21 protein-coding genes are annotated in these 26,103 nt (G+C 74.2%); 13 read left to right on the plus strand and 8 right to left on the minus strand.

The genetic code is table 11. The features are described 5' to 3' along the window. Positions 1-85 precede the first annotated feature (85 nt). Both CHF15_RS16540 and CHF15_RS16545 read left to right on the plus strand, forming a co-directional pair. On the plus strand, positions 86-3,082 hold the full coding sequence (locus CHF15_RS16540) for a glycoside hydrolase family 2 TIM barrel-domain containing protein (RefSeq protein ID WP_245938868.1): 2,997 nt from the start codon (positions 86-88) through the stop codon (positions 3,080-3,082). A gap of 140 nt (positions 3,083-3,222) precedes the next feature. Further along, on the plus strand, positions 3,223-4,497 hold the full coding sequence (locus tag CHF15_RS16545) for a glycoside hydrolase family 18 protein (RefSeq protein WP_245938869.1): 1,275 nt from the start codon (positions 3,223-3,225) through the stop codon (positions 4,495-4,497). A gap of 66 nt (positions 4,498-4,563) precedes the next feature. Here the strand turns inward: CHF15_RS16545 and CHF15_RS44885 are convergent, their stop codons facing one another. Continuing rightward, complete coding sequence (locus tag CHF15_RS44885; protein WP_179279827.1) at positions 4,564-5,346, minus strand: CAP domain-containing protein; 783 nt, start codon at positions 5,344-5,346, stop codon at positions 4,564-4,566. Between the two features lie 448 nt (positions 5,347-5,794). Between CHF15_RS44885 and cobF the strand changes: the two genes are divergently transcribed. The 6 genes from cobF (at position 5,795) to CHF15_RS16585 (ending at position 11,632) form a co-directional block, all read left to right on the plus strand. After that, positions 5,795-6,562 carry a precorrin-6A synthase (deacetylating) gene (cobF, locus tag CHF15_RS16560; protein WP_089224577.1) on the plus strand — a complete coding sequence of 256 codons (768 nt, stop codon included), beginning with the start codon at positions 5,795-5,797 and terminating at the stop codon, positions 6,560-6,562. A 110-nt stretch (positions 6,563-6,672) separates the two neighbouring features. After that, positions 6,673-8,082, plus strand: coding sequence for an MFS transporter (locus tag CHF15_RS16565; RefSeq protein ID WP_089224578.1), 1,410 nt, complete (start codon positions 6,673-6,675; stop codon positions 8,080-8,082). A 9-nt stretch (positions 8,083-8,091) separates the two neighbouring features. Beyond that, positions 8,092-8,643: a hypothetical protein gene (locus CHF15_RS16570; RefSeq protein ID WP_089224579.1), complete on the plus strand. Its 552-nt coding sequence runs from the start codon at positions 8,092-8,094 to the stop codon at positions 8,641-8,643. Positions 8,644-8,935: 292 nt separating this feature from the next. Continuing rightward, positions 8,936-9,940 carry a glycosyltransferase family 2 protein gene (locus tag CHF15_RS16575; protein WP_179279828.1) on the plus strand — a complete coding sequence of 335 codons (1,005 nt, stop codon included), beginning with the start codon at positions 8,936-8,938 and terminating at the stop codon, positions 9,938-9,940. Continuing rightward, a complete protein-coding gene (locus CHF15_RS16580) occupies positions 9,927-10,367 on the plus strand; it encodes a GtrA family protein (RefSeq protein ID WP_089224580.1) in 441 nt (146 codons plus the stop codon). The genes CHF15_RS16575 and CHF15_RS16580 overlap by 14 nt, the downstream gene beginning before the upstream one ends. Further along, positions 10,364-11,632 (plus strand): NAD(P)/FAD-dependent oxidoreductase, encoded by a 1,269-nt coding sequence (locus CHF15_RS16585; protein WP_089224581.1) that lies wholly within the window; start codon positions 10,364-10,366, stop codon positions 11,630-11,632. Before CHF15_RS16580 ends, CHF15_RS16585 begins: the two co-directional genes overlap by 4 nt. On the opposite strand, the gene CHF15_RS16590 is transcribed toward CHF15_RS16585, so the two are convergent. Continuing rightward, positions 11,581-12,636, minus strand: a complete 1,056-nt coding sequence (locus CHF15_RS16590) for a DUF3800 domain-containing protein (RefSeq protein WP_179279829.1) — start codon at positions 12,634-12,636, stop codon at positions 11,581-11,583. The genes CHF15_RS16585 and CHF15_RS16590 overlap by 52 nt on opposite strands. Positions 12,637-12,963: 327 nt before the next feature. On the opposite strand from CHF15_RS16590, the gene CHF15_RS44890 reads away from it, so the two are divergent. Continuing rightward, complete coding sequence (locus CHF15_RS44890; protein WP_179279830.1) at positions 12,964-13,104, plus strand: hypothetical protein; 141 nt, start codon at positions 12,964-12,966, stop codon at positions 13,102-13,104. A 106-nt stretch (positions 13,105-13,210) separates the two neighbouring features. On the opposite strand, the gene CHF15_RS16595 is transcribed toward CHF15_RS44890, so the two are convergent. Next, on the minus strand, positions 13,211-14,947 hold the full coding sequence (locus tag CHF15_RS16595) for a hypothetical protein (protein WP_245938870.1): 1,737 nt from the start codon (positions 14,945-14,947) through the stop codon (positions 13,211-13,213). 184 nt (positions 14,948-15,131) lie between these two features. Here CHF15_RS16595 and CHF15_RS16600 point away from each other — a divergent pair, with 184 nt between their 5' ends. From CHF15_RS16600 to CHF15_RS16610, 3 genes are all read left to right on the plus strand, one after another. Next, positions 15,132-16,865: an RNA ligase family protein gene (locus CHF15_RS16600; protein ID WP_089224582.1), complete on the plus strand. Its 1,734-nt coding sequence runs from the start codon at positions 15,132-15,134 to the stop codon at positions 16,863-16,865. Position 16,866: 1 nt separating this feature from the next. Next, a complete protein-coding gene (locus tag CHF15_RS16605) occupies positions 16,867-19,716 on the plus strand; it encodes a poly(A) polymerase (RefSeq protein ID WP_089224583.1) in 2,850 nt (949 codons plus the stop codon). Between the two features lie 139 nt (positions 19,717-19,855). Continuing rightward, positions 19,856-21,175, plus strand: coding sequence for an acyltransferase family protein (locus tag CHF15_RS16610; protein ID WP_089224584.1), 1,320 nt, complete (start codon positions 19,856-19,858; stop codon positions 21,173-21,175). Between the two features lie 47 nt (positions 21,176-21,222). Here CHF15_RS16610 and CHF15_RS16615 read toward each other — a convergent pair whose 3' ends face one another. From CHF15_RS16615 to CHF15_RS16635, 5 genes are read right to left on the minus strand one after another with little or no spacing between them, the layout of a single operon-like run. Further along, a complete protein-coding gene (locus CHF15_RS16615; RefSeq protein WP_322975684.1) occupies positions 21,223-21,609 on the minus strand; it encodes a DUF4259 domain-containing protein in 387 nt (128 codons plus the stop codon). After that, a complete protein-coding gene (locus CHF15_RS16620; protein ID WP_089224586.1) occupies positions 21,606-22,265 on the minus strand; it encodes a response regulator in 660 nt (219 codons plus the stop codon). Before CHF15_RS16620 ends, CHF15_RS16615 begins: the two co-directional genes overlap by 4 nt. 2 nt (positions 22,266-22,267) lie before the next feature. Next, positions 22,268-23,215 (minus strand): sensor histidine kinase, encoded by a 948-nt coding sequence (locus CHF15_RS16625; protein ID WP_089224587.1) that lies wholly within the window; start codon positions 23,213-23,215, stop codon positions 22,268-22,270. Positions 23,216-23,273: 58 nt separating this feature from the next. Further along, entirely contained in the window at positions 23,274-24,491 is a 1,218-nt protein-coding gene (locus CHF15_RS16630) for a cation:proton antiporter (protein WP_089224588.1), read from the minus strand. A 4-nt stretch (positions 24,492-24,495) separates the two neighbouring features. Then, entirely contained in the window at positions 24,496-24,966 is a 471-nt protein-coding gene (locus CHF15_RS16635) for a cation:proton antiporter regulatory subunit (RefSeq protein ID WP_179279831.1), read from the minus strand. Between the two features lie 334 nt (positions 24,967-25,300). On the opposite strand from CHF15_RS16635, the gene CHF15_RS16640 reads away from it, so the two are divergent. After that, positions 25,301-26,071 (plus strand): CAP domain-containing protein, encoded by a 771-nt coding sequence (locus CHF15_RS16640; protein ID WP_089224590.1) that lies wholly within the window; start codon positions 25,301-25,303, stop codon positions 26,069-26,071. The last annotated feature ends 32 nt before the right edge of the window (positions 26,072-26,103 follow it).

Consider the following 26,103-nt stretch of genomic DNA (forward strand, 5'->3'; position numbering starts at 1 on the left):
GCGACGCCGCCCCGGTCCTCGTCGCCACGGGCCCGCCGTCACCGCGCCCCCACCGCGAACCGACCGCTCCCGGGAGGGAACCCCCATGCAGGACCGCCGCCCCGCAAGCGCCGAGCCCGCCGTTCCGATCGACCCGTGGGACGCCCCCGAGCTGACCGGATGGCGCCGGCTGCCCATGCACGCCGTCGTCCGCCCCGACGCGCCGCGCGTGCCGCTGGACGGGCGCTGGCGCTTCCAGCTGCTGCCCACCCCGCGCACCCCGCTCGCGGGCCGCTGGGCGGAGACGGACGTGCCCGGCTGCTGGACCGTCCAGGACTTCGATGACCTCCACGGCGTGCGCGACCTGCCGCACTACACCAACGTGACGATGCCCTTCCCCGACCTGCCGCCCTCACCGCCGGCGGGGCGCAACCCGACCGGTGTGTACGAGCGGGAGGCCGACGTACCCGCCGACTGGGCGGGGCGGCGGGTCGTGCTCCACGTCGGGGCCGCCGAGAGCGTGCTGATCGCGCACGTCAACGGCACCGCCGTCGGGGTGGGCAAGGACTCCCGCCTCGCCTCGGAGTTCGACGTCACGCACGCACTCCGCCCGGGGGAGCGCAACACCGTGCGCCTGACGGTCGTCAAGTGGTCCGACGCGACGTTCCTCGAGGACCAGGACCAGTGGTGGCACGGCGGCATCACCCGCTCCGTCCACCTCTACGCCACCGACCCGCTCCACCTGGCGGACGTGGGGATCACGGCCGTGCCCGGCGGCACCCTCGACGTCGCCGTCCGGGTGCGCGGCGGGGAGGGCGTCCTTCCGGCGGGATGGAGCGTGTCCGGACTGCTGTGCACCCCGGACGGCATCCTGCGGCTCCCCGCCGACGAGGCCTTCGCGCGGGCCAACGTCGCGAGCGAGCGCGTCTCGGACTTCCTGGGCGAGGCCCGCATCCGGGCCGTGGTGCCCGGTGTACGGCCGTGGACCGCCGAGACGCCGCGTCTGTACGACCTGACCGTGCGGTTGCACCGGGCGGACGGCAGTGTGGCCGACGAGTCGCGCCACCGCGTCGGCTTCCGCAGCGTGGAGATCTCCGGGGCCGACCTGCTGGTCAACGGCGTCCGGGTCTACTTCCGCGGCGTCAACCGGCACGACTTCCACCCCCTGACCGGACGGGTGGTCGACGCCGAGGAGATGCGGGCCGACCTGTGCCTGCTGAAGCGGCACGGCTTCAACGCGGTACGGACCGCGCACTACCCGCCCGACCCGGCCCTGCTCTCCCTCGCCGACGAACTCGGCCTGTACGTCGTGGACGAGGCCGACATCGAGACCCACGACCACGCCCACGAACTGGCCGACGACCCCCGCTACCTGGGGGCGTTCACCGACCGGGTGGCCCGGATGGTGCTGCGCGACCGCAACCACCCCAGTGTCGTCGTCTGGTCGCTGGGCAACGAGAGCGACTACGGCGCCAACCACGACGCCGCCGCGGGCTGGCTGCGGCGCACCGACCCGACCCGGCCCGTGCAGTACGAGGGCGCGATCAAGGACGCCTGGGAGCAGGCGCAGTCCGCGAGCGACATCATCTGCCCGATGTACGCCTCCATCGAGGAGATCACGGCCGGTCCGCACTCCAAGCCGCTGATCCTGTGCGAGTACTCGCACGCCATGGGCAACAGCAACGGCTCCCTGGCCGACTACTGGCGGGCCATCGAGTCCACCCCCGGTCTGCAGGGCGGCTTCGTCTGGGAGTTCCGGGACCACGGCATCCTCCAGCGGCTCACCGGCGAGCGGGCCGGACGCCCGGCCGGGCCCGACGCCGCCGCCGACGCCTACGCCGACGGGGTGACCGCCCCCGGCTACCGCTGGGCGTACGGCGGCGACTTCGGCGACACACCGCACGACGGCGCCTTCTGCGCCGACGGCCTGGTCCTGCCCGACCGGACGCCCAAGCCCGCGATGGCCGAGCACCGCGAGATCGCCGCCCCGCTGCGGCTGGAACTCACCCCCGACCGCCGCGAGGCGCGGATCACCAACCGGCAGCACTTCGCCGGCCTGGGGTGGCTGAGCGCGCGGTGGCACATCGGCGACTCCGGCACCGCCCCCGCCCGGCTGCCGGACCTCGCGCCGGGGGAGAGCGCGGTGGTGCCGCTGCCCACCAGTCTGCTGCCGCACGGCGACTCGCACCTGACGCTGCGCGTCACGACGGCGGAGGACCTGCCGTGGGCGCCGCGCGGCACGCTGGTGTGCGCCCCGCAGGTGGTGCTCGCCGAGGACCACCGGGACCTGCTCACCCGGGCGGGCGCCGTGCTCGCCGCGGACGGGGCCGGGGCCGTGGAACTCGACGACGCCGGACTGCTCCGGCATCCGCTGCTCACCGCCCCGCCCGTGCTGACGCTGTGGCGGGCCCCCACCGACAACGACGAGTGGGGCGGCATCGCCGATCGCTGGCGCGCCTGGGGTCTGCACGCGCTGGAACGCACCCTGGTGTCGGTCGGCAGGGAGGGCGCGAGCATGGTGGTGCGCTCGGTGTACGCGACGGACGGCGCGGGCACCGTCGGCCACGAGCAGGTCCTCACGCCGCTGGCGAACGGGGGGCTGCTCGTCGACGAGACCGCGGTGCTGCCGGACGCGCTGACCGACCTGCCGCGGGTCGGCACCGTCTTCGAGACCGTGGCGGGGCTCGACACCCTGGAATGGTTCGGGCGGGGCCCCGGCGAGACGTACCCCGACCGGTGCGCGGGTGCGACCGCGGGGCTCCACCGGGCGGACGTTGACGCGCTGTTCACGCCGTACCTCCGGCCGCAGGAGAGCGGCGGACGGCACGACGTGCGGCGCTTCACCCTCACCGGGGCCGCGGCCGCGCCGGGGATCGCCGTCCACCTGGATCTGCCGCGCCAGGTGAGCGTCACCCGCCACCGCGCCGCGGACCTCACGGCCGCCGCCCACCACGACGAACTCGTGCCGCGTGCCACGTGCGTGGTCCACCTGGACGCCGCCCACCGCGGGGTCGGCACCGCCTCCTGCGGCCCCGACACCCTGCCGGCGTACCGGGTGGGTCCGGGCACCCACCGCTGGTCCTGGACGCTGCAGCCGCTCTGACGGGCGGTCAGTGCGGCACGAGGAACGGGGACTTCCGCATTGGTGCAGACCATTGACCTCATTGGTCTAGTCCTTCTAGGGTGTCCCCGCACCCCCGCACCCCGCGCGCTCACGACCGCTTCCTCACCAGAGGTGACTCCATGCCCAGACAGCAGGGATCACGGTTCCGCAGAGCCATGGTCGGCCTCGTCGCCGCCGGCACCGCGCTGCTCACCGCGAGCCTGGTCACCGGCCCCGCCGCGGCCCAGCCGGCCCCCGCGGCGGCGTCCCACGGCCACCACGCCCCGCACACCGCGGGCGGCTCGAAAGTCGTCGGCTACTTCATCGACTGGGGCGTCTACGCCCGCGACTACCACGTCAAGAACATCGTCACCTCGGGCGCCGCCTCCCGGCTCACCCACATCAACTACGCCTTCGGCAACGTGACGGACGGAAAGTGCGCCGTCGGCGACCCCTGGGCGGACTACCAGAAGCCCTACGACGCGGCCGGCAGCGTCGACGGCGTCGCCGACGGCACCGAGGAAGGCGCGCTGCACGGCAACTTCAACCAGCTGCGCAAGCTGAAGAAGAAGTACCCGCACATCAAGATCCTCTGGAGCTTCGGCGGCTGGACCTGGTCGCCGGGCTTCACCCAGGCCGCGGCCGACCCGAAGGCCTTCGCCGACTCCTGCTACGACGTGGTCGAGGACCCGCGCTGGGCCGACGTCTTCGACGGCATCGACATCGACTGGGAGTACCCCAACGCCTGCGGCATGTCCTGCGACACCAGCGGCCCGAGCGCGTACAAGGACCTGATGGCCGCCGTCCGCCACCGCTTCGGCAAGAAGAACCTGGTCACCGCCGCCATCACCGCCGACGCCTCGGACGGCGGCAAGATCGACGCCGCCGACTACGCGGGCGCCGCGAAGTACGTCGACTGGTACAACCCCATGACCTACGACTACTTCGGCACCTGGTCCGCCACCGGCCCGACCGCCCCGCACTCGCCGCTCACGTCCTACCGCGGCATCCCGGCGAAGGGCGCCAACGCGGCGGCGACCGTCCACAAGCTGCGCAGCCTCGGCATCCCGGCCCGCAAGCTCCTGCTCGGCCTCGGCTTCTACGGCCGCGGCTGGACCGGGGTGACGCAGACGGCGCCCGGCGGCGACGCCACCGGCCCCGCTCCCGGCACCTGGGAGGCGGGCAGCGAGGACTACAAGGTGCTCAAGACCCGCTGCCCGGCCACACGGGTGGTCGCCGGCACCGCGTACGGCCGCTGCGGCGACGAGTGGTGGAGCTACGACACCCCGCTCACCCTCCGCGGCAAGGCTGCCTGGGTGAAGTCGCAGGGACTCGGCGGCGCCTTCTTCTGGGAGCTGAGCGGCGACACCGCCGACGGTGAGCTGATCAACGCACTCGGCCGCGGCCTGCGCTGATCCCACCGCACGCACGCCGTGAGGTCCGGCCGCCACGGGGGCGGCCGGGCCTCACGGCGTTCTGCTTCAGCGCGCGGCGCCGAAGTCCTGCGTCCAGTAGTTGCCGGGCTGCGCCAGCGCGATCCCTATTTCCTTGAAGGAGCAGTCCAGTATGTTCCGCTTGTGGCCGGGGCTGGCCATCCAGGCGCTCATCACGCTGGAGGCGGAGGAGTAGCCGTAGGCCACGTTCTCGCCGTAGCTGCTCCAGTTGTAGCCCACCGAGGAGATGCGGTCGGCGGGTGACGAACCGTCGGAGCCGGTGTGCGACATGTTCTTGTGCGAGGCCATGTCCTTGCTGTGGTCCTGCGCGGCCTCGTTCAGCTTGGCGTTGACCTTCAGGGCCGTGCAGCCGGCCTTGGCCCGCTCCTGGTTCACCATGTCGAGCACGGTGGCCGAGGCTCCCGTGAGCGTGGCGCCCGAACCCGCGGCCGGGGAGGCCGGTGCGGCGGACGGCGCCGAAGAGGGTGCCGAAGAGGGTGCCGACGACGGCGCGGAGGCGGGGGCCGAGGGTGCGGCGGGGGGAGCCCAGGACGGCTTGCCGCCCCACTGGCCGCCCTTCGTCCACGTGCCGTTGGAGGAGCCGTTCGCGGACGCGTTCGCGGACCCGTTCCACGACCCGCCCCACGAGCCGTGGTTCCAGCGGCCCTGGCCCTGGCCCTCGCCCTGGCCCTGTGCCTGGGACCCGTCGTACCGCGGGCCCTGCTGGCCGCCGACACAGGCCATGGCCACCGAGGGCACACCCACGGCGGCGACGGCGAGGGCTGCGACCGTTGTCTTCCGGAAGCGCATCGTCCGGCGGTGCTTCGTCATTGCGTGACCTCACTCGAGGGTTCGGTGTGCGTGTTCACGACCCGCCTGAGCTGCCATGACGGCTGGCGGGCCCGGCCATTGTGTGGACCGTCCCGAACATCGGGCAATGAAAGATCGGTACTACGCGGACTCGTAGCCACGACGGCTCTTGCGCCCGGCGGGTGAGCGTGCCGCGCCGTCGTGTCCCTGTCCCGGATGAGACCTGATGGGCCCTCAGATCGCCTTCCCCGCCCCGGGAGCGGCCCATGACGCCGTACGGATCGGATACCGTCGCCCCCCTGTGCGAATAATGTCCCATTCCGTTGCGGATAGAGCTTATATGCCGCGTGGGCGTCGGCTACTAAGTCGCACCGTAACCACCCAATCCAGCGTGAGTGACCTCACAGGGCCTCCCGGGAACAGTTGCCGCGATGGCCGTCACGGACGCACCGCAGGGCACAATCACCGCATGCGACACATCCTCGTCATCGGCATCGGCGCGGGCGATCCCGAACACCTCACCCTTCAGGCGGTCAAGGCGATCGGCCGTACGGACGTCTTCCTCGTCCTCGGCAAACCCGAGGAGCGCCAGGACCTGATCCGCCTGCGCCGCCGGATGCTCGACGAGCACGCCCGCCCCGGCCACCGCCTCGTCGAGGTCCCCGACGCCGAGCGCGACCGCGGCGCACCCGGCTACGCGGACGCCGTCGAGGATTGGCGCCGCCGGCGCGCCGACCTGGTGGCGGGCCTCCTCGACGCCCACCTCGGCCCCGGCGAGACCGGCGCCTTCCTGGTCTGGGGCGACCCCTCCCTCTACGACAGCGTGATCGCCGTCGTGGAGGAGGTGCTCGCCCGCCGGCCCGGCTCCTTCACCCACGAGGTCGTCCCCGGCATCAGCAGCGTCGCCGCCCTCGCCGCCCGCCACCGCCTCACCCTCACCCGGGTCGGCCGCCCGCTGCAGATCACCACGGGCCGGCGCCTCGCCGAGGGCTTCCCCGAGGACGCCGACGACGTGGTCGTCATGCTCGACGGCCGCGCCGCCTTCGCCGGGATCGACCCCGAGGGCCTCGACATCCACTACGGCGCCTACCTCGGTACCGAGGACGAGATCCTTGTCTCCGGCCCGCTCGCCGAGACCTCGGAGCGCATCCTCCGCGCCCGTACCGAGGCCCGGGAGCGCAAGGGCTGGATCATGGACACCTACCTGCTGCGCCGCCGCACCGACGAGCCGGGCTGAGCCACGCGCCGCACGCGCCGCCCGCATCGCCCGGTCCTGTGATACGGACTTACCAGCCCTTACTGTGACATCCGGTACTGAGCCCCTGTGTACGGGATGAGGTCGAGGACGTGCCGTTCGCGGAGGCGGCCGGCGGTGGCGGGCCCGCGCCCGCCGCCGCGCCGGGCCCCGGCGCCGGGCCGTGGTCGCGGGCGCCGCTGCTCGCGGTGTGCGCCGGCTACTTCATGGTCATCCTGGACGTGACCGTCATCAACGTCGCGGTGCCCGTGGTGGGCCGGGAGCTGTCGGCCTCCCTCACCGGGATCCAGTGGATCACCGACGGGTACACGATGGTGTTCGCCGGGCTGCTGCTCACCGGCGGGGCGCTCGGCGACCGGCTCGGCAACCGCCGGATCTTCTGCACCGGCGTGGCCGTGTTCACCGTGTCCTCCGCGGCGTGCGCGCTCGCGCGGGACGCCCCGGCCCTGGTCGCCGCGCGGCTGGCCGAAGGGCTCGGCGCCGCACTGATCGTGCCCGGCTCCCTGGCGCTGCTCCAGCAGGCCTACCCGCTCCCCGCCGCCCGGTCGCGGGCCGTCGGGCTGTGGGGCGCGATGGCCGGCATCGCGGCGTCCGCGGGGCCGCTGCTCGGCGGGCTGCTGGTGTCCACGGTGGGCTGGCGGTGGGTCTTCCTGGTCAACCTCCCCGTCGGCGTCGCCTGCCTGGTGCTGACGCTGCGGCACGTGGCGCCCTCGCCCCGGCGTGCCGACCGGGCCCTGGACTGGCCCGCGCAGTGCGCGGTCGTGGCCGCCGTCGCCCTGCTGACCGCCGTGCTCAACGAGGCCGGGCGGCGCGGGTGGACCGATCCGGCGGTCCTCGCCGGCGCCGGCCTGGCCCTCCTCGCCGCGGCGGCGTTCGCGGTGCGCGAGCGGCTGGCCCGCTCACCGGCGATCCCGCCGCGCATGCTGCGCTCCCGGGCGGTCGGCGGCGGCTCACTGATCGGGCTGCTGTTCAACTTCGCCTTCTACGGCATGGTGTTCACCGCCAGCCTCTCCTTCCAGCACCAGCGCGGCTACAGCGCGCTGGGCACCGGCCTCGCCCTCTTCCCGGCCGTGGCGACGACGATGTTCGCCTCCGTCCTGTCCGGGCGGCTGGCCCGCAGGACCGGGGACCGCCCGCTCGTGGTCAGCGGCATGCTGCTGGGCGCACTCGGACTCGCCGGCTGGGCCGCGGCGGGCCCCGACCCGGCCTACCCGCTGCTCGTCGCCCCCATGATGGCCGCGGGCTTCGGCACGTCCTTCGCCCTCACCGGCACGACCACCACCGTGATGGCGGCCGCACCCCCCGGCCGCTCCGGCACCGCCTCCGCCCTGTTCAACACCGCCCGCCAGATCGGCAGCACCGCCGGCGTGGCCCTCGGCGGCACCCTCCTGGCCACCGGCGCCGACCACGGCACGGGCCTGCGCCTGTCCATGGCCGCCGGCGCCCTCGCCTACCTGACCGCCGCCGCCCTGGCCCTGCGGTGCGTCCCCCGGAAGCCCTAGGCTCTCCCCGTGCACTTGATCGACGGCGGCGGGACCGCCCCCGACGCGCCCGTCCTCCGTACCGGCGGCGTCCCGCTCGTGCCGGAGGGCTTCGTCTGGCCGCACTGCCGTACCTGCGAAGGAGCGCTGCAGTTCCTCGCGCACCTGCCCGCCGGGGACGGCGCCGTGGCGGTCTTCCTCTGCCAGAACGATCCCGGCATGTGCGAGGACTGGGACCCCGCGGCCGGCGGGAACCGGGCCTACCTGTTCACCGGAGCGCTCACCCCGGCCGCCGTCCCCGCCGAGGGCGAGACGCTCCTGGGCGCGGTCACCGAGCTGCGCCCGGTCCCGGGCGGCGCCGCCGCCGCGCAGCGGACGCTCGGGCGGCTGGGCGGCGAGCCCGACTGGCTCCAGTCCGACGAGACCCCGCACTGCCCCTCCTGCGCCGCGCCGATGGCGTTCGCGGCGCAGCTCGAGGAGGGCGCCGACCACGCGACCTCGGCGAACTTCGGCGGCGGGGGCCGCGGTTACGTCTTCGCCTGCCGGCCCTGCGGCGAGTCCGCCTTCCTCTGGCAGTGCTGAGCGCGGCGGCGCCGGCCCCGCTTCCGTCACCGTGCGTTCCGGCGGCAGCCGCAAGGGTGACCTCCGCGGCTTGCCGTGCCCGCTTCGGGCGGGCATGGAAGCGGTAATAGGCGACATTTCCGGCATCTCCCTTCGGAACTGGTGATTCCATGACCGGAGCGCCGTCCTGCCGTCAACTCGGTGCGTCGTCCCGGAAAGCCTTTGTTCGCCTCCGATTCAGAGTCGGTCCATAGGTTCGCCAGATGTTTGAGAATCCCCATGTGTGCGCTGCGCACGGTGCGGAGGACCGACGGTGACAACACAGACCGCTGAATCCGCGATCGCCGTCGCCCGGCAGCCGGCGCCGGAACCCGGTGGAACGGCACTGATCTCGTACGTCCTCCCCGTCTACAACGAGCAGGACGGCATCCGGCATTTCCACGAGGAGCTGGCCAAGGCCCTCGCCGGACGGCCGGAGTTCCGCTACGAGATCGTGTACGTCAACGACGGCTCCGCCGACGACTCCCTGAGCATCCTCAGGGAACTGGCGAAGAGCGACCCCCGGGTGCGCGTGGTCGACTTCGCCCGGAACTTCGGCCACCAGATCGCCATCACCGCCGGCCTGGACGAGGCCAAGGGCGACGCGGTCATCATCATGGACACCGACCTCCAGGACCCGCCGAGGATCAGCCTGGAACTGGTCGACGCCTGGCGCGCCGGGGCCGAGATCGTCCACGCGCGTCGCCGCACCCGCCGGGACACGATCTTCAAGCGCACCACCGCGCACGCCTTCTACCGCATCCTGCGCAGCTGGGCCGAGGTGGACATCCCGCTGGACACCGGCGACTTCCGGCTCCTGGACCGGCGGGCGGCCGACGAGCTGCGCCGCTTCCGCGAGCGCAGCCGCTTCGTGCGCGGCATGGTCGCCTCGATGGGCTTCCGGCAGACGGAGGTCCGGTTCGACCGCGACGAGCGCTTCGCGGGGGAGACCAAGTACCCGCTGCGGAAGATGGCCCGCCTCGCCATCGACGGTGTCACGAGCTTCTCCACCGTCCCGCTGCGGCTGATCAGCCGGCTGGGCTTCCTCGTGCTCGCCCTCTCCCTCGCCGGCATCGTGTACGCGCTGGCCATGAAGATCTTCCGGCCCGACATCACGGTGTCCGGCTGGACCATGCTCATGGTCGTCACCCTCTTCCTCGGCGGCACCCAGATGCTCGCCATCGGCGTGCTCGGCAGCTACATAGGGCGCATCTACAGCGAGGCGCAGAACCGGCCGCTGTACATCGTCCGCGAGGTCCTCGGGCATGACGGCGACTGAGGCCGCCGGGGGCGCGGACACCGCGGCCGAGGATCCGGTACGTCCCGGCCGGCGCGAGGACCTGCGGCAGCTGATCCGCTACGCGCTGGTCGGCGGCAGCGGTGTCGCCCTCGACCTCGTGTCCTTCCTGCTGCTCTTCAACGTGCTCGGCCTCGACGAGCAGGTCGCCAACGTCATCAGCACGAGCCTCGGCATCACCAACAACTTCGTGCTCAACGCGATCTTCACATTCGACAAGCGGGACCGGCTGTTCGTGCGCTTCCTGCGCTTCTACGCGGTCGGCCTCACCGGCATCGTCCTGACCTACGTGCTGTTCCACATCTTCACCGGCGGGCTCGGCATCGACGCCAACATCGTCAAGGCGGGCTCGCTGCCCCTGGTGCTCGCCACCCAGTTCGTGCTCAACAGAAAGTGGAGTTTCGGATGAATCTCGGCATCATCGGTGCCGGCGCCACCGGCCTGACCGCCGCCTACGACGCGGTCAAGGCCGGACACCAGGTGACGGTGCTCGAGGCGGCGGACGAACTGGGCGGCCTCGCGGCGTCGATCCCCATCGGCGGTGTCCCGCTGGAGCGGTACTACCACCACATCTTCCGCAGCGACCGGGACATCATCGAGCTCATCGAGGAACTCGGCCTCGGCGGCGACCTGCGCTTCCACAAGCCCACCACCGGCGTCTTCCGGGACGGCACGCTGCACCCCTTCAGCACCCCGCTGGAGATGCTGCGCTTCCCGTCCTTCTCGCTGGTCGACGGCGTGCGCTTCGGGGCGTCCTCCGCGCTGCTCAAGGCCGTGCGCAGCGGTGAGCGCTACAACGACCTCACCGCCCTGGACTGGCTGCGCCGCCGGGCCGGCCGCAAGGCCACCGAGACCATCTGGGAGCCGCTGCTGCGCGGCAAGTTCGGCGACCGCGCCGACGAGGTCTCGATGGCGTGGCTGTGGGCCCGCGTGCACTGCCGCACCTTCGAACTCGGCTATGTGCACGGCGGCTTCGAGCGTGTGTACGCCGCGTTGCGGGACGCCGTGGCCGCCCGCGGAGGCAAGGTCGAGTTCGGCAAGAAGGTGGAGACCATCCGCCAGCCCGAGGGAGCCGAGCAGGTCACGGTGACCACCGGCGACGGCGCGTCCTACGCCTTCGACCAGCTCGTCGTCACCGTCCCGCAGCCCGTCTTCGCCAAGGCCGCGGACGTCCCCTCCGACGACGCCGTGTGGCGCAACCAGTACCTCGGCGCCACCTGCTTCGTGCTCGAGCTCGACCGCAGTGCGATCCCGTACTACTGGCTCAACATCAACGACCCGGACTTCCCCTTCCTGGCCGTGGTGGAGCACACGCGGATGGTCGACCGCGAGGAGTACGGCGGCCGCCACCTCCTCTACGTCGGCAACTACGTGCCGCGGGACGACTGGCGGTTCACCACCGACCCCGCGGAGCTGCTGGACCGGTACATCCCGTACCTGCGGCGGCTCAACCCGGAGTTCGAGCGCTCGTGGATCCAGGAGTGGCACTTCTCCCGCGCCCCGTTCGCCCAGCCGGTCGTGACCCCCGAGTACCGCTCGCTGATCCCGGGGCACCGGACCCACATGAGCCGGGTCACCCTCGCCACGATGGCGCAGATCTACCCGCAGGACCGCGGGCAGAGCTACTCCATCGCGCTGGCGCACCGCGTCACGAAGCTCATCGGCGCGAGCTGAGGCGACGGCGGCAGGGGCCCGGCCGGGCACGGCCCGGGCCCCAGCCGTGACCAGCTGCGGTCGTCGCCCCACACCGAGAGCGGGTCCACGTAGGGACGCAGCAGACCGGTGAGCACCAGGTCGCCGCGGCCCGCCAGCTCGTCCGAGGCCACCTTCCGCGCCACCCCTGCGAGGAAGTCGGCGAGCTGGATCCGCGGGTCGTGGCGCGACTCGGCCAGCCGCAGCCCCGCCGGCCGCCGGTCCGGTGCCAGGCAGGCCCCGAGCCGCGCGATCCGCTCCTCGGTGAGCGAGTTCTGCCGGTCGTGCACGACGTGCACCCGCGCACCGCCCTCGCTCCAGCGCGCTATCGTCCGTTCCAGCGCGGGGAAGAGCGGGTCGAGGGGGTCGATCGCCGCAGGATCCGCGGCGAGGCGGGCCCTGAACGCCTCCGCCCGCGGTCTGCCCCGCCGCAGCGCCTCGACGACCTCGGCGAGGGCGCCGTCGTCGCCGCTGCCGCCGTTGCCGCCGTTCACGGGGCGGAACGCCTCCAGCGCCCGGTAGAACGGGCCGACCGGCGCCGCACCGGCCTCGTGGTTCCTGGTCCGCACCAGCTCGTTGGCGGCCCGCAGGAACGCCTGCCAGCGCGCGGCGTCCGCGGTCCCGCGTCCCTCGCGGTACAGCACGGCCGCGCGCGCCCCGGCGGCCGGCCCCCCGGCCAGCACGTCGACGACCGTCGCGACCACGAACCACGCCTTGTCGACCAGGTGTACGGAGGCGTCGCCGGTCAGCGGCCCCGAGGGCCCCAGGAACCACTCCAGCACCGCCCGGTGCTTCTCGCGCAGCAGATGGTTCGCCTTGTACTCCTCGGCGGGGGAGCGGATCCGCTCGCGCACCTCCCGCAGCGCCTGTGCCGCCGCCTCGTCCGCGACGCACACGCCCGCGTGCGCGAAGACGTCGGTGTTCCCGCCGATCAGGTTCTCGCCGTCCGAGCCCGACTCGTCGCAGGCGACCTCCAGGAACGTCACCCGCCCATCATTCCGCCCCACCCCACGCCCCCACCACGCATTTTGCGGACCCCGCACCGCACCGCCCCGGCCGCGGCGCGTGCGCCAGGATGCGTCGCATGGCGGCAACGACTCCCGGCGGGGCCTTCCTGAGGCTCCGGCATCCGGTCACGCGAGCGGAGACCGGGGTGGCGGTGGGGTACGACGACGAAGTGGCCTGGTGGGCGGAGCGCGTGCCGGAACTCCACCGCCAGGCGGCGGCCCCCTGCCGGGGATCGCGCCGCGGAGGGCGAGCGAGCAGCCGGGCGATTCCCCGGGCGCGACGGCTGCCGGGGCCCGGCGTGGGCGGTGTGGTTCGACGGCGTCCTGGAGATCCCGCACGCCTGCTTCATCGACCGGGAGCGGGCGATGCGGGGCGTGGCCCACTGGACGGCGACCCGGGCCCTGCTCGACGAGGCGGGCTTCCCGGACGACCTCACCGGCGGCTGAGAGCGCGGGGCTTCGCGGCCCAGGCCGGGCACGCGGCGAAGCCTCGCGGTCGCCGCAGCCGCCCTGGCACGGCCGCCCACCGGGGCGAGGACGTCCCCGTCCCGGCCTAGCGGAGCCGGCAGACGACCGGGGTGCGGGAGTTGCCGGTCAGGGGCGGGCAGTCGTAGGCGGCCTCGATCGTGGCCGCCAGGGTCTTGTCGACGTTGCCGAGCTGGAACCAGGAGCGCTGCAGGACGGCGTAGGGGGCCGGGTCCTCGGTGACGCAGCGCAGGTTCTCCTTGTAGGACGGCAGCTTGTTGACGTCCGGCAGGAACTTGGTGCGCTGCAGGAACGTCGGGACGGGGTAGCGGCACGGCGTCGGGTGGCCGACGAAGTACGCCACGTCGCCGAAGGCGAGGTAGAGGACGGGTGCCCCGCGCGGGATCTGCCGGTCGAGCTCGGCGGACTCCCGCGCGGTCTGGTCGGACCGCGCGTCGAAGTCGCTGTTGCCGTAGACGACGTGGCCGGCGTTCATCAGCTGCGGCGAGCCGGGCCAGATCGCGGCGGCGAGGCAGAAGACCCCGACGACCGCCGAGAGCGCGACGGCGGCGGCAGCGAACCGGCCGGGCCTGGCCGGTTCGACGGTGGCGCTCCCGCGGGCCGACACGAGGTCGGCCGTCGCGGCGAGGAATGCGACGAGGACGGCCGCCCAGCCCGCGGCGACGCCCTGCACGGCATGCGGGGCCTGCGCGGCGAACGGCACGAAGGCCGCGTACACCGCCGTGACCGCGGTGAAGAAGAGCGGCGGCCTGCCGTGCGCGCGGTACCAGGCGGCGACCGCCAGGCCCCACAGCGCGGCCGCGCCCACCGGGAGCGAGGCGGCGTGGTAGCCGAACCAGTTGCCCTGCACCGCGACCGCGGCGACGCAGACGAGGACGATCAGGACGGCCAGCGCGGCCAGTTCGGCGCGCCTGCGGCGGTCCTGCTGGCGCGAGAGCAGCAACAGCAGCGCCGCCGGCAGCAGTGCGACGACGGGGCTGAGGTAGGCCCGGTCCACGAGGAACGACGCGGACTTGTCGAGCAGGAAGGAGGGGTCGAGCCCCTTGCGGGTGAGGGCGCCCTGGTTGATCTTCGGCATGTCCTTGGCCCACTGCAGCTCCCGGGAGCCGGCCAGGAGGCTGATCCCGAAGAGCACGACCGAGGAGACGCCGGTGACCAGGCCGAGTCGCACCGCGCGCATCCGGTCGACGGCGAAGAGCAGCAGCAGCGCCATCAGGGCGGTGGCGGCGGTGGAGTACTTCATCATGACCGCCAGGCCCAGCGGCACCGCCGCCACGGCGGCCGCCGGCCACGGCCGTTCGATGCCGAGGGCCGCGGCGACCGCGAGGACCGACAGCAGGGTCGCGGCCCATTCGGGCTGCAGGAAGTCGATCTTCGGCGCGAAGGCCAGCGCCAGGGTCACCACGGCCGCCGTGAGCGTCGCGTCGCGCGGCGGGAGCCGCCGGGCCAGCGCCGCGCGCAGGGCCAGGCCGGTCGCCACGCAGAGCAGGACGGCCGCGATGCGGATGATCATCTCGCGGGTCGTGGTCGATCCGAAGGTGAGCGAGTCGAGACCGGCGACGAACCAGCGGTAGAAGAACGGCCGGTGCACGAAGGTGTCCGAAGCCGAGAATCCCCCGCCCTTCGCGCTGCGCAGGCAGGCGAGGACGTACCGCAGGTCGCCGTTCATGCCCGACGTGACGACCGAATAGCAGAGCAGCGCGAGGGCCGCGACCGCCCCGCCCCACAGTGCCGGCCGGAGGACGCGGCCACGCGTCGGCAGGGGCGGCAGGCCTTTGAGTGCGAGGAAGCCGGAATCGTTCACGGGCAGAACTTAGCACTCGATAAAATTACTTATGTGTACGGAGAATTGGATTCCCGCACATTAACCGTTCGTTTTCCCGGAATTCATTCCCGGCGGGTGGTGCGCCTCGGTTAATCGGTGGCCTGCGGGCTCCCGCGCTCCTAAGGTGAGCGCGCACCAGAACGTCACGGGGGATTCCGGCACCATGCGCACGCACTATCCACGGACACCGCATCTGCCCTGGTCGCCCGGGGCCACGCCCGACGACGTACGCGCCGGGGACCCCGGCGCGCTGCGGGGCCGCGAGGTCGTCGTCACCGAGAAGCTCGACGGCGAGAACACCACCCTCTACCGGGACGCGATGCACGCCCGGTCGCTCGACTCGGCCCACCACCCTTCCCGGGCGTGGGTCAAGGCGCTCCAAGGGCGGATCGGCCCGTACCTCCCGCCCGGCCTGCGGGTGTGCGGGGAGAATCTGCACGCCCGCCACTCCCTCGCCTACGACGAACTGGACAGCTGGTTCTACGGCTTCTCCGTGTGGGACGGCGACCGGTGCCTGGACTGGGACAGCACCGTCGGTTTCCTGCGGGGGCTCGGGATCCCGGTGCCGCCCGTGCTGTGGCGCGGCACGTACGACGAACGCGCGCTGCGCGCCCTGCGCCTGGACACCGCACGCCGGGAGGGCTACGTCGTGCGCACCGTCGACGGCTTCCCCTACGAGGAGTTCGGCCGCCACGTCGCCAAGTGGGTACGGACCGGCCATGTGACGACCGGCACCCACTGGATGCACGCCCCCGTCGTCGAGAACGCGCTGGGCCCCGCCGCCCCGCTGTGGGCGGTGCGCTCCGGCGCGGCTCCCGACGCCCGAGCGCTCGCCGCCGCGGTGGGCCTGGACGTCACCGGCTCCGGGGCGGCCGACCGCGCCGCCGACGTCTCCGCCCGGCTGGACGTCCTGCGCCGCACCGGGGACGCCCGCCTCGCCGGGGTCCTCGCCGCCCTCCTGGCCGGCATCCCCCGCGCCCGCATCGCCGCCCGCCTCGCCGGGCCGCTCGGCATGCCGCAGGCCCGGCGCGTGGCCGACCTGGCCGGACTCCACGCGGCGCTGCACCGCCCGTACCCCGACGAGGACCGGGCGGCCGGTCTCGCCCGTATGGCGCTCGCCGCGGACCTCGGCGTCCTGCACGCCGTGGCGGCCGCGGCGGCGCCCGACGGCGAGGCCCGGGAGCAGACCGAGTGGTCGGCGCTGCACGCCGAGGAGGCGGGCCTGCTCGGCCCCGACCCGCTCGGCCCGCTGCGCCACGGACTGCGCGCGGCCCTTGCCGGGCTCGGCCCCGAGGCCGCCGACCGCTGCTGGGCCGAGGCACGAGCGGCGTACGCCGCCGGGCGGATCGGCGGCGCGGAGGAGGCCGTGGCCGCGACCTGGCGGTGGCGCACCGGGGCGTTCCCCCGCCTGATCCACCTGACGGGACCCGCGGGCAGCGGCAAGAGCACCTTCGCCGGCACCCTGCCCGGCGGCGCCGTCCGCATCGCCCTCGACGACCTGCGCCTCGCCCGCGGTTCCCGCGCCGACCAGCGCGCCAACGCCGACGTCCTGCGCGAGGGACTGCGCCGGCTCGACACCGCCCTGACCGGGCGTGCGACGGTGGTGTGGGACGCGACGTCCCTCACCCCGCACCAGCGTTCCCTGGTGCACGCGGTGGCCCGCCGCCGCGACGCCCTGATCACGCACGTGGTGGCCCTGGCCGACGAGGAGGAGCTGGCCCGGCGCAACGCCGGCCGCGCCCACCCGGTGCCGCCGGCCGTACTGACCGCGCAGGCCCGGCGGTTCGTCCCGCCGTACCCCGGCGAGGCCCACCGCACCTGGTACGTCGGCGCGGACGGCGCCGTCGGCGACACCGACGGCTCGCTCGGCGCCGCCGCGACCGGACAGGAGGCGTGACATGCGCACCAGCGAGGAGATCTACCACCGGGTCCGCTGGGACGCCCGGTTCGACCCGGCGCGCTTCGTGATCGGCGTGCACCAGCGCGGCGCCGCGCCCGAGCGGATCCCGCTGCCCGCCTTCGTGCCGGGCGGTGACATCCCCTGGCACCGCGTGCTGTTCGTCGAGGCCGACGGAGAACTCGTCTGGGACCGGGCCACCGGCACCGACCGCATCGACGCCACCGGCGCGGGCCGGGTCCGCGACCCCCGCCTGCTGCGCCCGCCGTTCTTCACCGCCCGCGTCCCGCACGTGTGGGACGACGACGGGCACGCCTGGCGGCCCGCCGGGCGGGCGACGACCGGCCGCGCGGGGACGGCCGACGGCGGCCGGCTGCGCGTCCTGACCTGGAACACCCTGTGGGACCGGTACGACAGCCACCGGATCGGCACCGACCGCCGCCGCCCCCTGCTGCTGAGCGCACTGCGGGAGGCGGACGCCGACGTCATCGCCCTCCAGGAGGTCGAGCCCGCGCTGCTCGACATGCTGCTGCGGGCCGACTGGGTGCGCTCCCGCTACACCCTCGGCACCGACCCGGCCGGACGCGACACCGACGACACCGGGGTCCTGCTGCTGAGCCGGCTGCCCGTCCGGGAGGCCGCTCAGCACGCCCTCGGCCCGCACAAGGCCGTCGCCGCGATCACCGTCGAAACGTCCGCCGGACCGCTGGTGGTCGCCGCCACCCACCTCAGCAGCGACCACTCCGACGACGGCCCGGCCCGCAGGCGGGCCGAACTCGCCCGGCTGGCCGAGGGACTGGCCGGCGTCGAGGGCGCTCTGCTGCTGCTCGGCGACTTCAACGACGGGGGCGACGGGCCGGCGCTCGCCCTCGGCCTGCGCGACGCGTGGACCGAGGCGCACGGCCCGCACGACGTCACCCCCACCTTCGACCCGGCGGTCAATCCGCTGGCGGCGGTCTCCTCGCTCAGCGGCCGCGCCTCCCGGCTCGACCGCGTCCTGCTGCGCGACGGCGGACCCCGCGTCACGGGTGCCCGGCTGCTCGGCGACACCCCGGCGCAGGACGGCCTGTACATCTCCGACCACTACGCCGTGGAGGTCACCCTCGCCCTCACGGCGGGCCCGGAGGACGAGGCCGAAGACGTCCTGAACCTGCCGACCACCGCCCGCACCGCCGTGGCCTGGCTGCCACCGGACGAGCTGTGGCCCGCCGTCCAGGCGGTCCGCCGCGACCACGATCCGCAGATCCACCGCTGGCCGCCGCACGTCAACCTGCTCTTCGGCTTCGTGCCGGAGTCCGCCTTCGAGCGCGCCGCGCCCCTGCTGTCCGGGGCCGCGGCCGGCGTCCCGCCCTTCACCGCCCGCCTCGACGGGGTGCACACCTTCGGGCACCGCGAGGACGCCACCGTCTGGCTCGACCCGGCGGCCGACGGCGGCACCTCCTGGGCGGTCCTCCGGCACGCCCTCGCCCGCCGCTTCCCCCGCTGCCGGGGCCGCGCCGAGGGCTTCACCCCGCATCTGTCGCTCGGCCGCACCCGGGACCCGCTGCGGGTGGCCGCCGACTGCGCGGCCCGGCTGCGCGGGAGCACGGCACAGGTCGGCGAACTCGTCCTGCTCTCCCGGCGCGGGGACGAACCGATGCGGGTCCGGGCCACGGTCGCACTCGGCACGGGGGAGGTGCGCTGGGTACCGGAGACGGCCGACGGCCCCGGCACCCCCGACGGCCCTGGCACCCCCGACGACCTGCCGCACGCCGAGGAGACCGCGCGGCGCGTCGCCGGCGCCCTGGGCGACGGCGTGGTCCACCTCGCCGGCTCCCGCCGTATGGGCTGCGCGCTGCCCGGCGCCGACCTCGACCTCGTCGCGGCGCTCCCCGGCACCGCCGACATGGCCGCGGTCACGGCCAGAGTGACGGCCGCGCTGCCGGAGGCCACCCGCGTACGGGAGGTGGCCGGAGCCCGCGTGCCGGGACTGCGCTTCCGCGTCGGCGCGCTCGACGTCGACCTGGTGGCCGTCGCCACCGGCGGCCTCGACCCCGCCGAGGCCGTGGCCCGCCGCGCCGAACTCGGCGAGGCCGCCGCCGTCGCGCTGAGCGCCGTCAGCGACGCCGACGCGGTTCTCGAACTCGCCGGTGACCACGCACGCTTCGCGGGCCTCGCGCGCGAGGTCAAGGCCTGGGCCCGGGCACGCGGCCTGGACTCCGCCCCCTTCGGCGGCCTGCCCGGACTGGCCTGGTCGCTGCTCGCCGCCCGCACCGTCCACGACGCCCCCGGCCTGGCCGGCGCCGAACTGCTCCGGCACTTCTTCGCCACCTGGGCCGCCTGGGACTGGCGTCAACCGGTCGGTGCCGCCGGGCAGTCGGGCGCGGCGGTCTCCATCGCCACCCCCACCGAGCCCGTCCGCCCGTGCACCGCGCAGGTCGGCCCGGACGGACGTGACCTGCTCGCCCAGGAGCTCTACCGCGCTTGGGAACTGCTGGAGTCCGAGGTCGGCAAGGGCGCCGATCCCCGGCCCGCCCTCGCCGCGCCGCCCCCGCTCCACCGCCGCCACGCGGCCTGGGCGGTACTGGACGTCCACGGGGCGACGGAGGCGGAGTTCGAGGCCACCCTCGGCCGGGTCCGGGGCCGCGTCCGCGCGCTCCTCACCGCCCTGGAGGACGCCGGCACCGGCGGGGTCCATGCGTGGCCCCGTCCCTTCCGTGCCACCGCCCGTTCCGCCCACTACGCCATCGGTCTCGGTCCCACCCCGCCCGACGCGGCCGCCCTCGCCGGGATCACCGGTCCGTGGAGCCGCGGTCTTGCCGGGGTCGAGGTGACCTGGGCGGAGGGCGGCGCCGTACCGACGCTGCGGTGAGGGCCCACGCGCCTTCCACGGTCCGCATCCGGGGCCCGCAAGCGGATTTACCCCGGTCAGGTTGCGCCGCGGGCACGAATCGGTTGCGGCCGCCGCCAATCGCGGCGCCACGCGCCGGGGTCGGGCAGCATGACCCGGCATGGAGCGAGACCGGTACGTCGACTTCCTGCGCGCCCTGGCGATCTGCATGGTCGTGCTCGGCCACTGGCTGATCACCGCCCTCGTCCGAGAGCCGGGCGGCGGGATCGTGGCGCCCGAGCTCCTGGCGGAGATCCCCTGGACGCAGTGGCTGACCCTGGGCTTCCAGATCATGCCGCTGTTCTTCCTCGCCGGCGGCCATGCCGCGGGCGGCTCGTGGGCCCGTACGCGGGCGGCCGGTGGCACGGCGGCGCCCTGGCTGGCGCGACGGGCCCTGCGCCTGCTGCTGCCCGCGGGCGCCTACTGCGCGCTGGTGCTGATCGCCGTCGGGATCTGCTCGGCGGCCGGCGTGGACCGCAGCACGCTCCGGCTCGCGGGATGGGCGATGGCCATGCAGTTCTGGTTCCTCCCGGTCTATCTGCTGCTCAGCGCCCTGACCCCGGTGCTGCACGCGGCACACCGGCGCTGGGGGCTGTGGGTCCCGGCGGCGATGGGCGCGGTCGCGGTGGCGGCGGGCACGCTGGTGACGGCGGGCGTCCCCGCCGCCGTCGGGCCGGTCAACTACGTGCTGGTCTGGGGTGTGGCCTACCAGCTCGGGTTCTGCTGGCGCGACGGGCAGTTGACGCGCCCGCTCACCGCCGGGATGGCGGTGGGCGGCGCGCTGGCCTTCGCGGCGCTGATCACCCTCGGGCCGTACCCGGTGAGCCTGATCAGGGTCACCGGGGAGACCGTCGGCAACACCGACCCCCCGTCGCCGGCCATGCTGGCCTGGGTGGTGGCCCAGGCCGGCGTCTGCCTGCTCGCCGCGCCCGCGGCCCGGCGTGCCCTGCGGGGCGTACGCGTGGGGCGGGCCGTCGGCTTCCTGGGCGGGGCGAGCATGACCCTGTACCTGTGGCACATGCTGCCCGTGCTGCTCGCCGCCGTGTTCTACCTGGCCGGCCTCGCCCCCGGCGCCCCCCTCGGCAGCGCCGCGTGGTGGGCGCTGCGGGTGCCCTGGCTGCTGGTGCTCGCGGTGCTCCTGGCGGGCGTGCTGGCCGTACTGCGTCCGCTCGAACGCGCGCTGGGCCGACTGTCCGAGGCCGTGGCCCCGCCGCCCGGCGCCCGGCACGACCGCCCCGCCCTCCTGTGGGCGGGCCTCGCCTGCTGCGTCACGGCCCTCGCCTACTGGTCGGTGTACGGCCTCGCCCCCGACGGCCGTTTCCCGACGCCGCCGGCACTGGCCTTCGCCGCCGGCACGGCACTTCTGACGCTGCCCCACCGCTCCGCAGCGCGCTCGCCCCGCGACGGCGAGACCGCGGCGCCCGCGCGTGAGGCCGCCTGACGCGACCCTCCCCGGCCCGGCCCGCGGCCGAGCCCGCCCGGTCACGACTACGCCCCGCGCTCGGCGAGTTCCGCCAGCGCGTCGAAGGTGGCGACGAGGACCTTCCGCCGCTCCGCGCGGTACTCCGGCGAGGGCTCCAGGTCGTCGATCGCCCCGTCCCACGCGGCGAGGAGGGCCGCCTTCCACTCCCGGACCCTCGCCGCGGCGGGGAGCACCGCGCCCGCCCAGCCCCGGGAGGCGAGCAGGTGCAGCAGCTCCACGTTGCAGGGCACGGCCACGCCCCAGTACTCGTCGGGCTCCAGCGTCCCCGGGGCGCCGGCCACGGCGTCCTCGACCTCGCGGACCAGCCGCCCGGTGATCAGCGACAGATGGTCCGCCGCCGTGTCCTCGTCGAAGTTGCCGCTGCCCCAGCCGCCCATCGTTCCTCCGCTCACGGTTCGATCAGCCCGGCCCGGATCGCGTACCGGGTGAGTTCCAGCCGGTCGCGCAGGCCCAGCTTCTGGAGGATGTTGGCACGGTGGCGCTCGACCGTCTTGGCGCTGATGAAGAGGATGTCGCCGATCTCCTTGGAGGTGTGGCCCTCGGCGACCAGTTTGAGGATCTCCTCCTCCCGGTCGGTGACGGCCCGCGCGGGCAGCGGCTCGCCCTGCCGGGCGCGTTCCAGGAGGTTGCGCACCAGCGCGGTGACCGCACCCGGGTAGATGAACGGCTCGTCGCGCACCGCCGCCCGGCAGGCCTCCACCAGGTCGCGGTCGGCGACGGACTTAGGAACGTAGCCGCTGGCCCCGGCGCGCAGGGCCTCGAAGAAGAACTGCTCGTTGTCGTGCATCGTCAGCATGAGGATGCGCAGACCGGGCCGCAGCCGGGACAGTTCGCGGGCCGCCTGCAGCCCGGTGAGGCGGGGCATGGCGATGTCGAGGACGGCCAGGTCGAGTTCGTGGGCGCGGGCCTGCTCGATCGCCTCGGCGCCGTCCCCGGCCTCCGCGACGACGGTCAGGTCCGGTTCGTCGTCGAGGATCATCCGCACGCCGCGGCGCACCAGCGCGTGGTCGTCGGCGAGCAGGATACGGGTCTTCGCCGCCTCGGGCACGGTCAGCGGTCCTCCTCGCGTACGGGTACGTCGAGCCGCACCTCGGTGCCGCCGCCGGGTCCGGGACCGAGCGTGAGCCGCGCCGAGACCAGCAGGGCGCGTTCACGCATCCCCCGGATCCCCGCGCCCTCCGGGGCGGCGCCCAGGCCCTTGCCGTCGTCGCGGACGGTCAGGCGCGCACCGCCGGCGGTGCGTTCCAGCCGGAGGTCCACCCGGCCCGCGCCCGCGTGGCGCGCGGTGTTGGTCAGGCCCTCCTGCGCGACCCGGTACAGGACCAGCTCGGTCTGCTCGTCCAGGGCGGGCAGACCGGGATCGAGGCGGAGCCCCACCGCCAGTGCCGGGGAGGTGAACTCCGCGGTCAGCGCACGCAGTGCGCTGTGCAGCCCGAGTTCCTCCAGGACCCCGGGCCGCAGCCGGCGCGCGATGCGGCGGATCTCCTCCAGGCTCCCGCGGGTGGTCTCCCGGACCTGGTGCAGTTCCTCGCGCAGCGGGCCGGGCGCCAGTTCGCTGACGTGCTTGAGCTGGAGCAGCACGGCGGTGAGCGTCTGCCCGACCTCGTCGTGGAGTTCCTGGGCGATGCGCTGGCGCTCGGCCTCCTGACCGGACAGCACACGGGCGCTGCCGGCGGCCTGCTCGCTCTCCAGCCGGTCGAGCATGGTGTTGAACGTCGTGATGAGCTCGGTGATCTCGCCGTGCCCGGTGGCCGCCGGCCGGCTCCCCGGCCGCAGCAGGTCCGCCGCGGCCATGGCCCGGGTCAGCCGGCGCAGCGGCGCCAGCCCGACCCGGAGCAGCACGGCGTTGGCGACCAGCATCGCGACCAGGCCCGCCACGACCACCGCGGCCTCGGCGGGCAGGACCGGGGAGGAGACCGTGACCGGCCCCAGCAGCAGCATCGTCGCCACCATCAGCACGACGGCGTTGAGCAGGAAGATCCGCCAGAACAGCGACACGGCCCAGGGCCTCCTCTCCGGGTGACGATCGGCAGCGGGTGCCCGCCGCGGGGCCGGGTCAGTCCCCGGCGACGGGGGACGGGGTCCGCTCCAGCTCGGCCCCGCTCTTGCGCGCCGGGGCGCGGCGCCGGGTCAGGGCGCGGGCCAGCGGCTCGGTGTAGCGGGCCGTCAGCGGGCCGAAGACCACGAGCAGCAGCACGTACGCCGTGGCCAGCGGGCCCAGCGCGGGCTCGATGCCCGCCGTGACCCCCAGTCCCGCGATGACGATGGAGAACTCGCCGCGTGCGACGAGTGCCCCGCCCGCCCGCCACCTGCCGCGCACCGCGACCCCGGCACGCCGGGCCGCCCAGTAACCGGTGGCGATCTTCGTCAGGGCGGTGACGACCGCCAGCGCCAGTGCCGGCAGCAGGACCGGCGGGATGCTGGCCGGGTCGGTGTGCAGACCGAAGAAGACGAAGAACACGGCCGCGAACAGGTCCCGCAGCGGACTCAGCAGCGAGTGCGCGCCCTCGGCGACCTCCCCGGACAGCGCGATGCCGACCAGGAACGCGCCCACCGCCGCCGACACCTGCAACTGCTGGGCGATGCCCGCCACCAGCAGCGTCAGGCCCAGCACGACGAGCAGCAGCTTCTCCGGGTCGTCGCTGGAGACGAACCGGGAGATCACGCGCCCGAAGCGGACCGCGAGCAGCAGCACCAGGCCGGCGGCGCCCAGCGCCACCGCCAGCGTCACACTGCCCGCCGCCCAGCCGACCCCGGCCAGCAGGGCGGTGAGGATCGGCAGGTACACCGCCATCGCCAGGTCCTCCAGGACCAGGATGCTCAGGATGACCGGCGTCTCGCGGTTGCCGAGCCGTCCGAGGTCGCCCAGTACCTTGGCGATGACCCCGGACGAGGAGATCCACGTCACACCCGCCAGTACGACCGCGGCCACCGGGCCCCAGCCGAGCAGCAGCGCCGCGACCGCGCCGGGCAGGGCGTTGAGCGCGAGGTCGACCAGGCCAGACGGGTACTGCGTCTTCAGGTTCCCGATCAGGTCGCTGGCGGTGTACTCCAGGCCGAGCATCAACAGCAGCAGGATGACGCCGATCTCGGCGCCGATCGCCACGAACTCCTCGCTGGTGCCCAGCGGGAGGATCCCGCCCTCGCCGAAGGCGAGACCGGCCAGCAGGTAGAGAGGGATGGGGGAGAAGCGCAACCGTCCGGCGAATCTGCCGAGCAGGCCCAGACCGAGGATGATGGCGCCGAATTCGATGAGGAAGACCGCGGAGTGCAAGGGTTCACTCCCGCCCGAGTATCGCGGCGGCGGCCTCGACACCCTCACGGGTGCCGATCACGATCAGCGTGTCGCCGCCCGACAGGCGGAAGTCCGGTGCGGGGGAGGGGATCGCGTCGGCCCTGCGCAGCACCGCGACGATGGAGGCGCCGGTGTCCGTGCGCATCCGCGTCTCGCCGAGCAGGCGGCCGTTCCAGTGCGAGGTGACGGGCAGTTCGATCCGCTCGGCGACCAGGCCGAGGTCGGTGGTGTGCAGCAGGTTCGGGCTGTGGTGCGTCGGCATCAGCGCGTCGATCAGCGACGTCGCCTCGGGCCCGGTCAGCCGCAGCGACTGCGCGCACGCGTCCGGGTCGTCGGCGCGGTACACGTTCACCGTCCGCGATCCGTCGCGGTGGGCGACCACCGACAGATGGCGCCGGTCCCGCGTGGTGAGGTCGTACCGGACACCGATGCCCGGCAATGGTGTCGTGCTCATCCGCGGAGCAGGCACAGCTCGATTCCCTTCACGGACGGCACGCCGCCGCCCGGTTCCTTGTCCGATTCGCCCCCTGTGGATCCTCATCCTTTCATCCGGGCGAACCGGGCCGGTATGGGTGCTGACACCCATCGCGGGCCTGTGTGACGGTGCCCACACCCCGGCGGAAAAGGCCCGTGGAACCGCGGTCGTACCTGAGCGCAGCCTTATGTGTTCTTGAAGATCCGCTCCCGACCGGGGAGTTCTCCGCCCGGGGCGCCTAGGGTCACAGTGCCCGGCACGTCACGTTCGGACGTGCCCGGTGGAGTTCCCGTCGTCCGGAGGTACCCCGCGCATGAGTTCCCACAGGAAACGACCCCGCGCCCGCCGCGCCCCCTCGGCGCGGTCCTGGCCGCTGGCCGCCGCGGTGGCGACGGTCGCCGCGGGCGCCCTGGTCGGGGCCGGTGCGCAGTTCGGGAACAACGCCGGCAAGGACAAGGCGTCGCTGGCGGCCGGCGACCGGGAGAGCGACGAGCCCGTCGCGTCCGACGCGCGCCCGGAGACCGCGAGCGCGAGCCCGACGAGCGCGAGCCCCAGCGCTTCCGCCACCCCGGAGCGGCGCAAGCCGACCTCGCGGCCCACCCGCACACCCCGGCCCTCCGCCACGCCCACGCGCACGGTGACCCCTTCACCGGCCAAGACGACGATCGCCGCGCAGCCCCCGCGGTCCGACGACGGCGAGGACTCGGTGGTCGAGCAGATCGTCCGGCTGGTCAACGAGGAACGGGCCTCGGCCGGATGCCGTCCGGTGACGCTCGAGGAGCGGCTCACCGAGGCCGCCCAGGACTACACGGACGTGATGGCTCGCTCGGGCGTGCTCTCCCACACCGGGCCCGACGGGTCCACCATGGCCGGGCGCGTCGAGGCGGCCGGATACCAGTGGTCGACGCTCGGCGAGAACATAGCCGTGGGCCAGCGGACCGCCGCCGACGTGATGGACGCCTGGATGAACAGCGAGGGACACCGGGCGAACATCCTCAACTGCAGCTTCGAGCAGATCGGAGTCGGCGTGAACACGTCGTCCAACGGTCCCTGGTGGACCCAGGACTTCGGCACGCCCCGCTGAACAGCCGACCGGCCGGTCAGCTGGGGCGGCCG

It is taken from the genome of Actinacidiphila glaucinigra (assembly GCF_900188405.1).
GTDB lineage: Bacteria > Actinomycetota > Actinomycetes > Streptomycetales > Streptomycetaceae > Actinacidiphila > Actinacidiphila glaucinigra.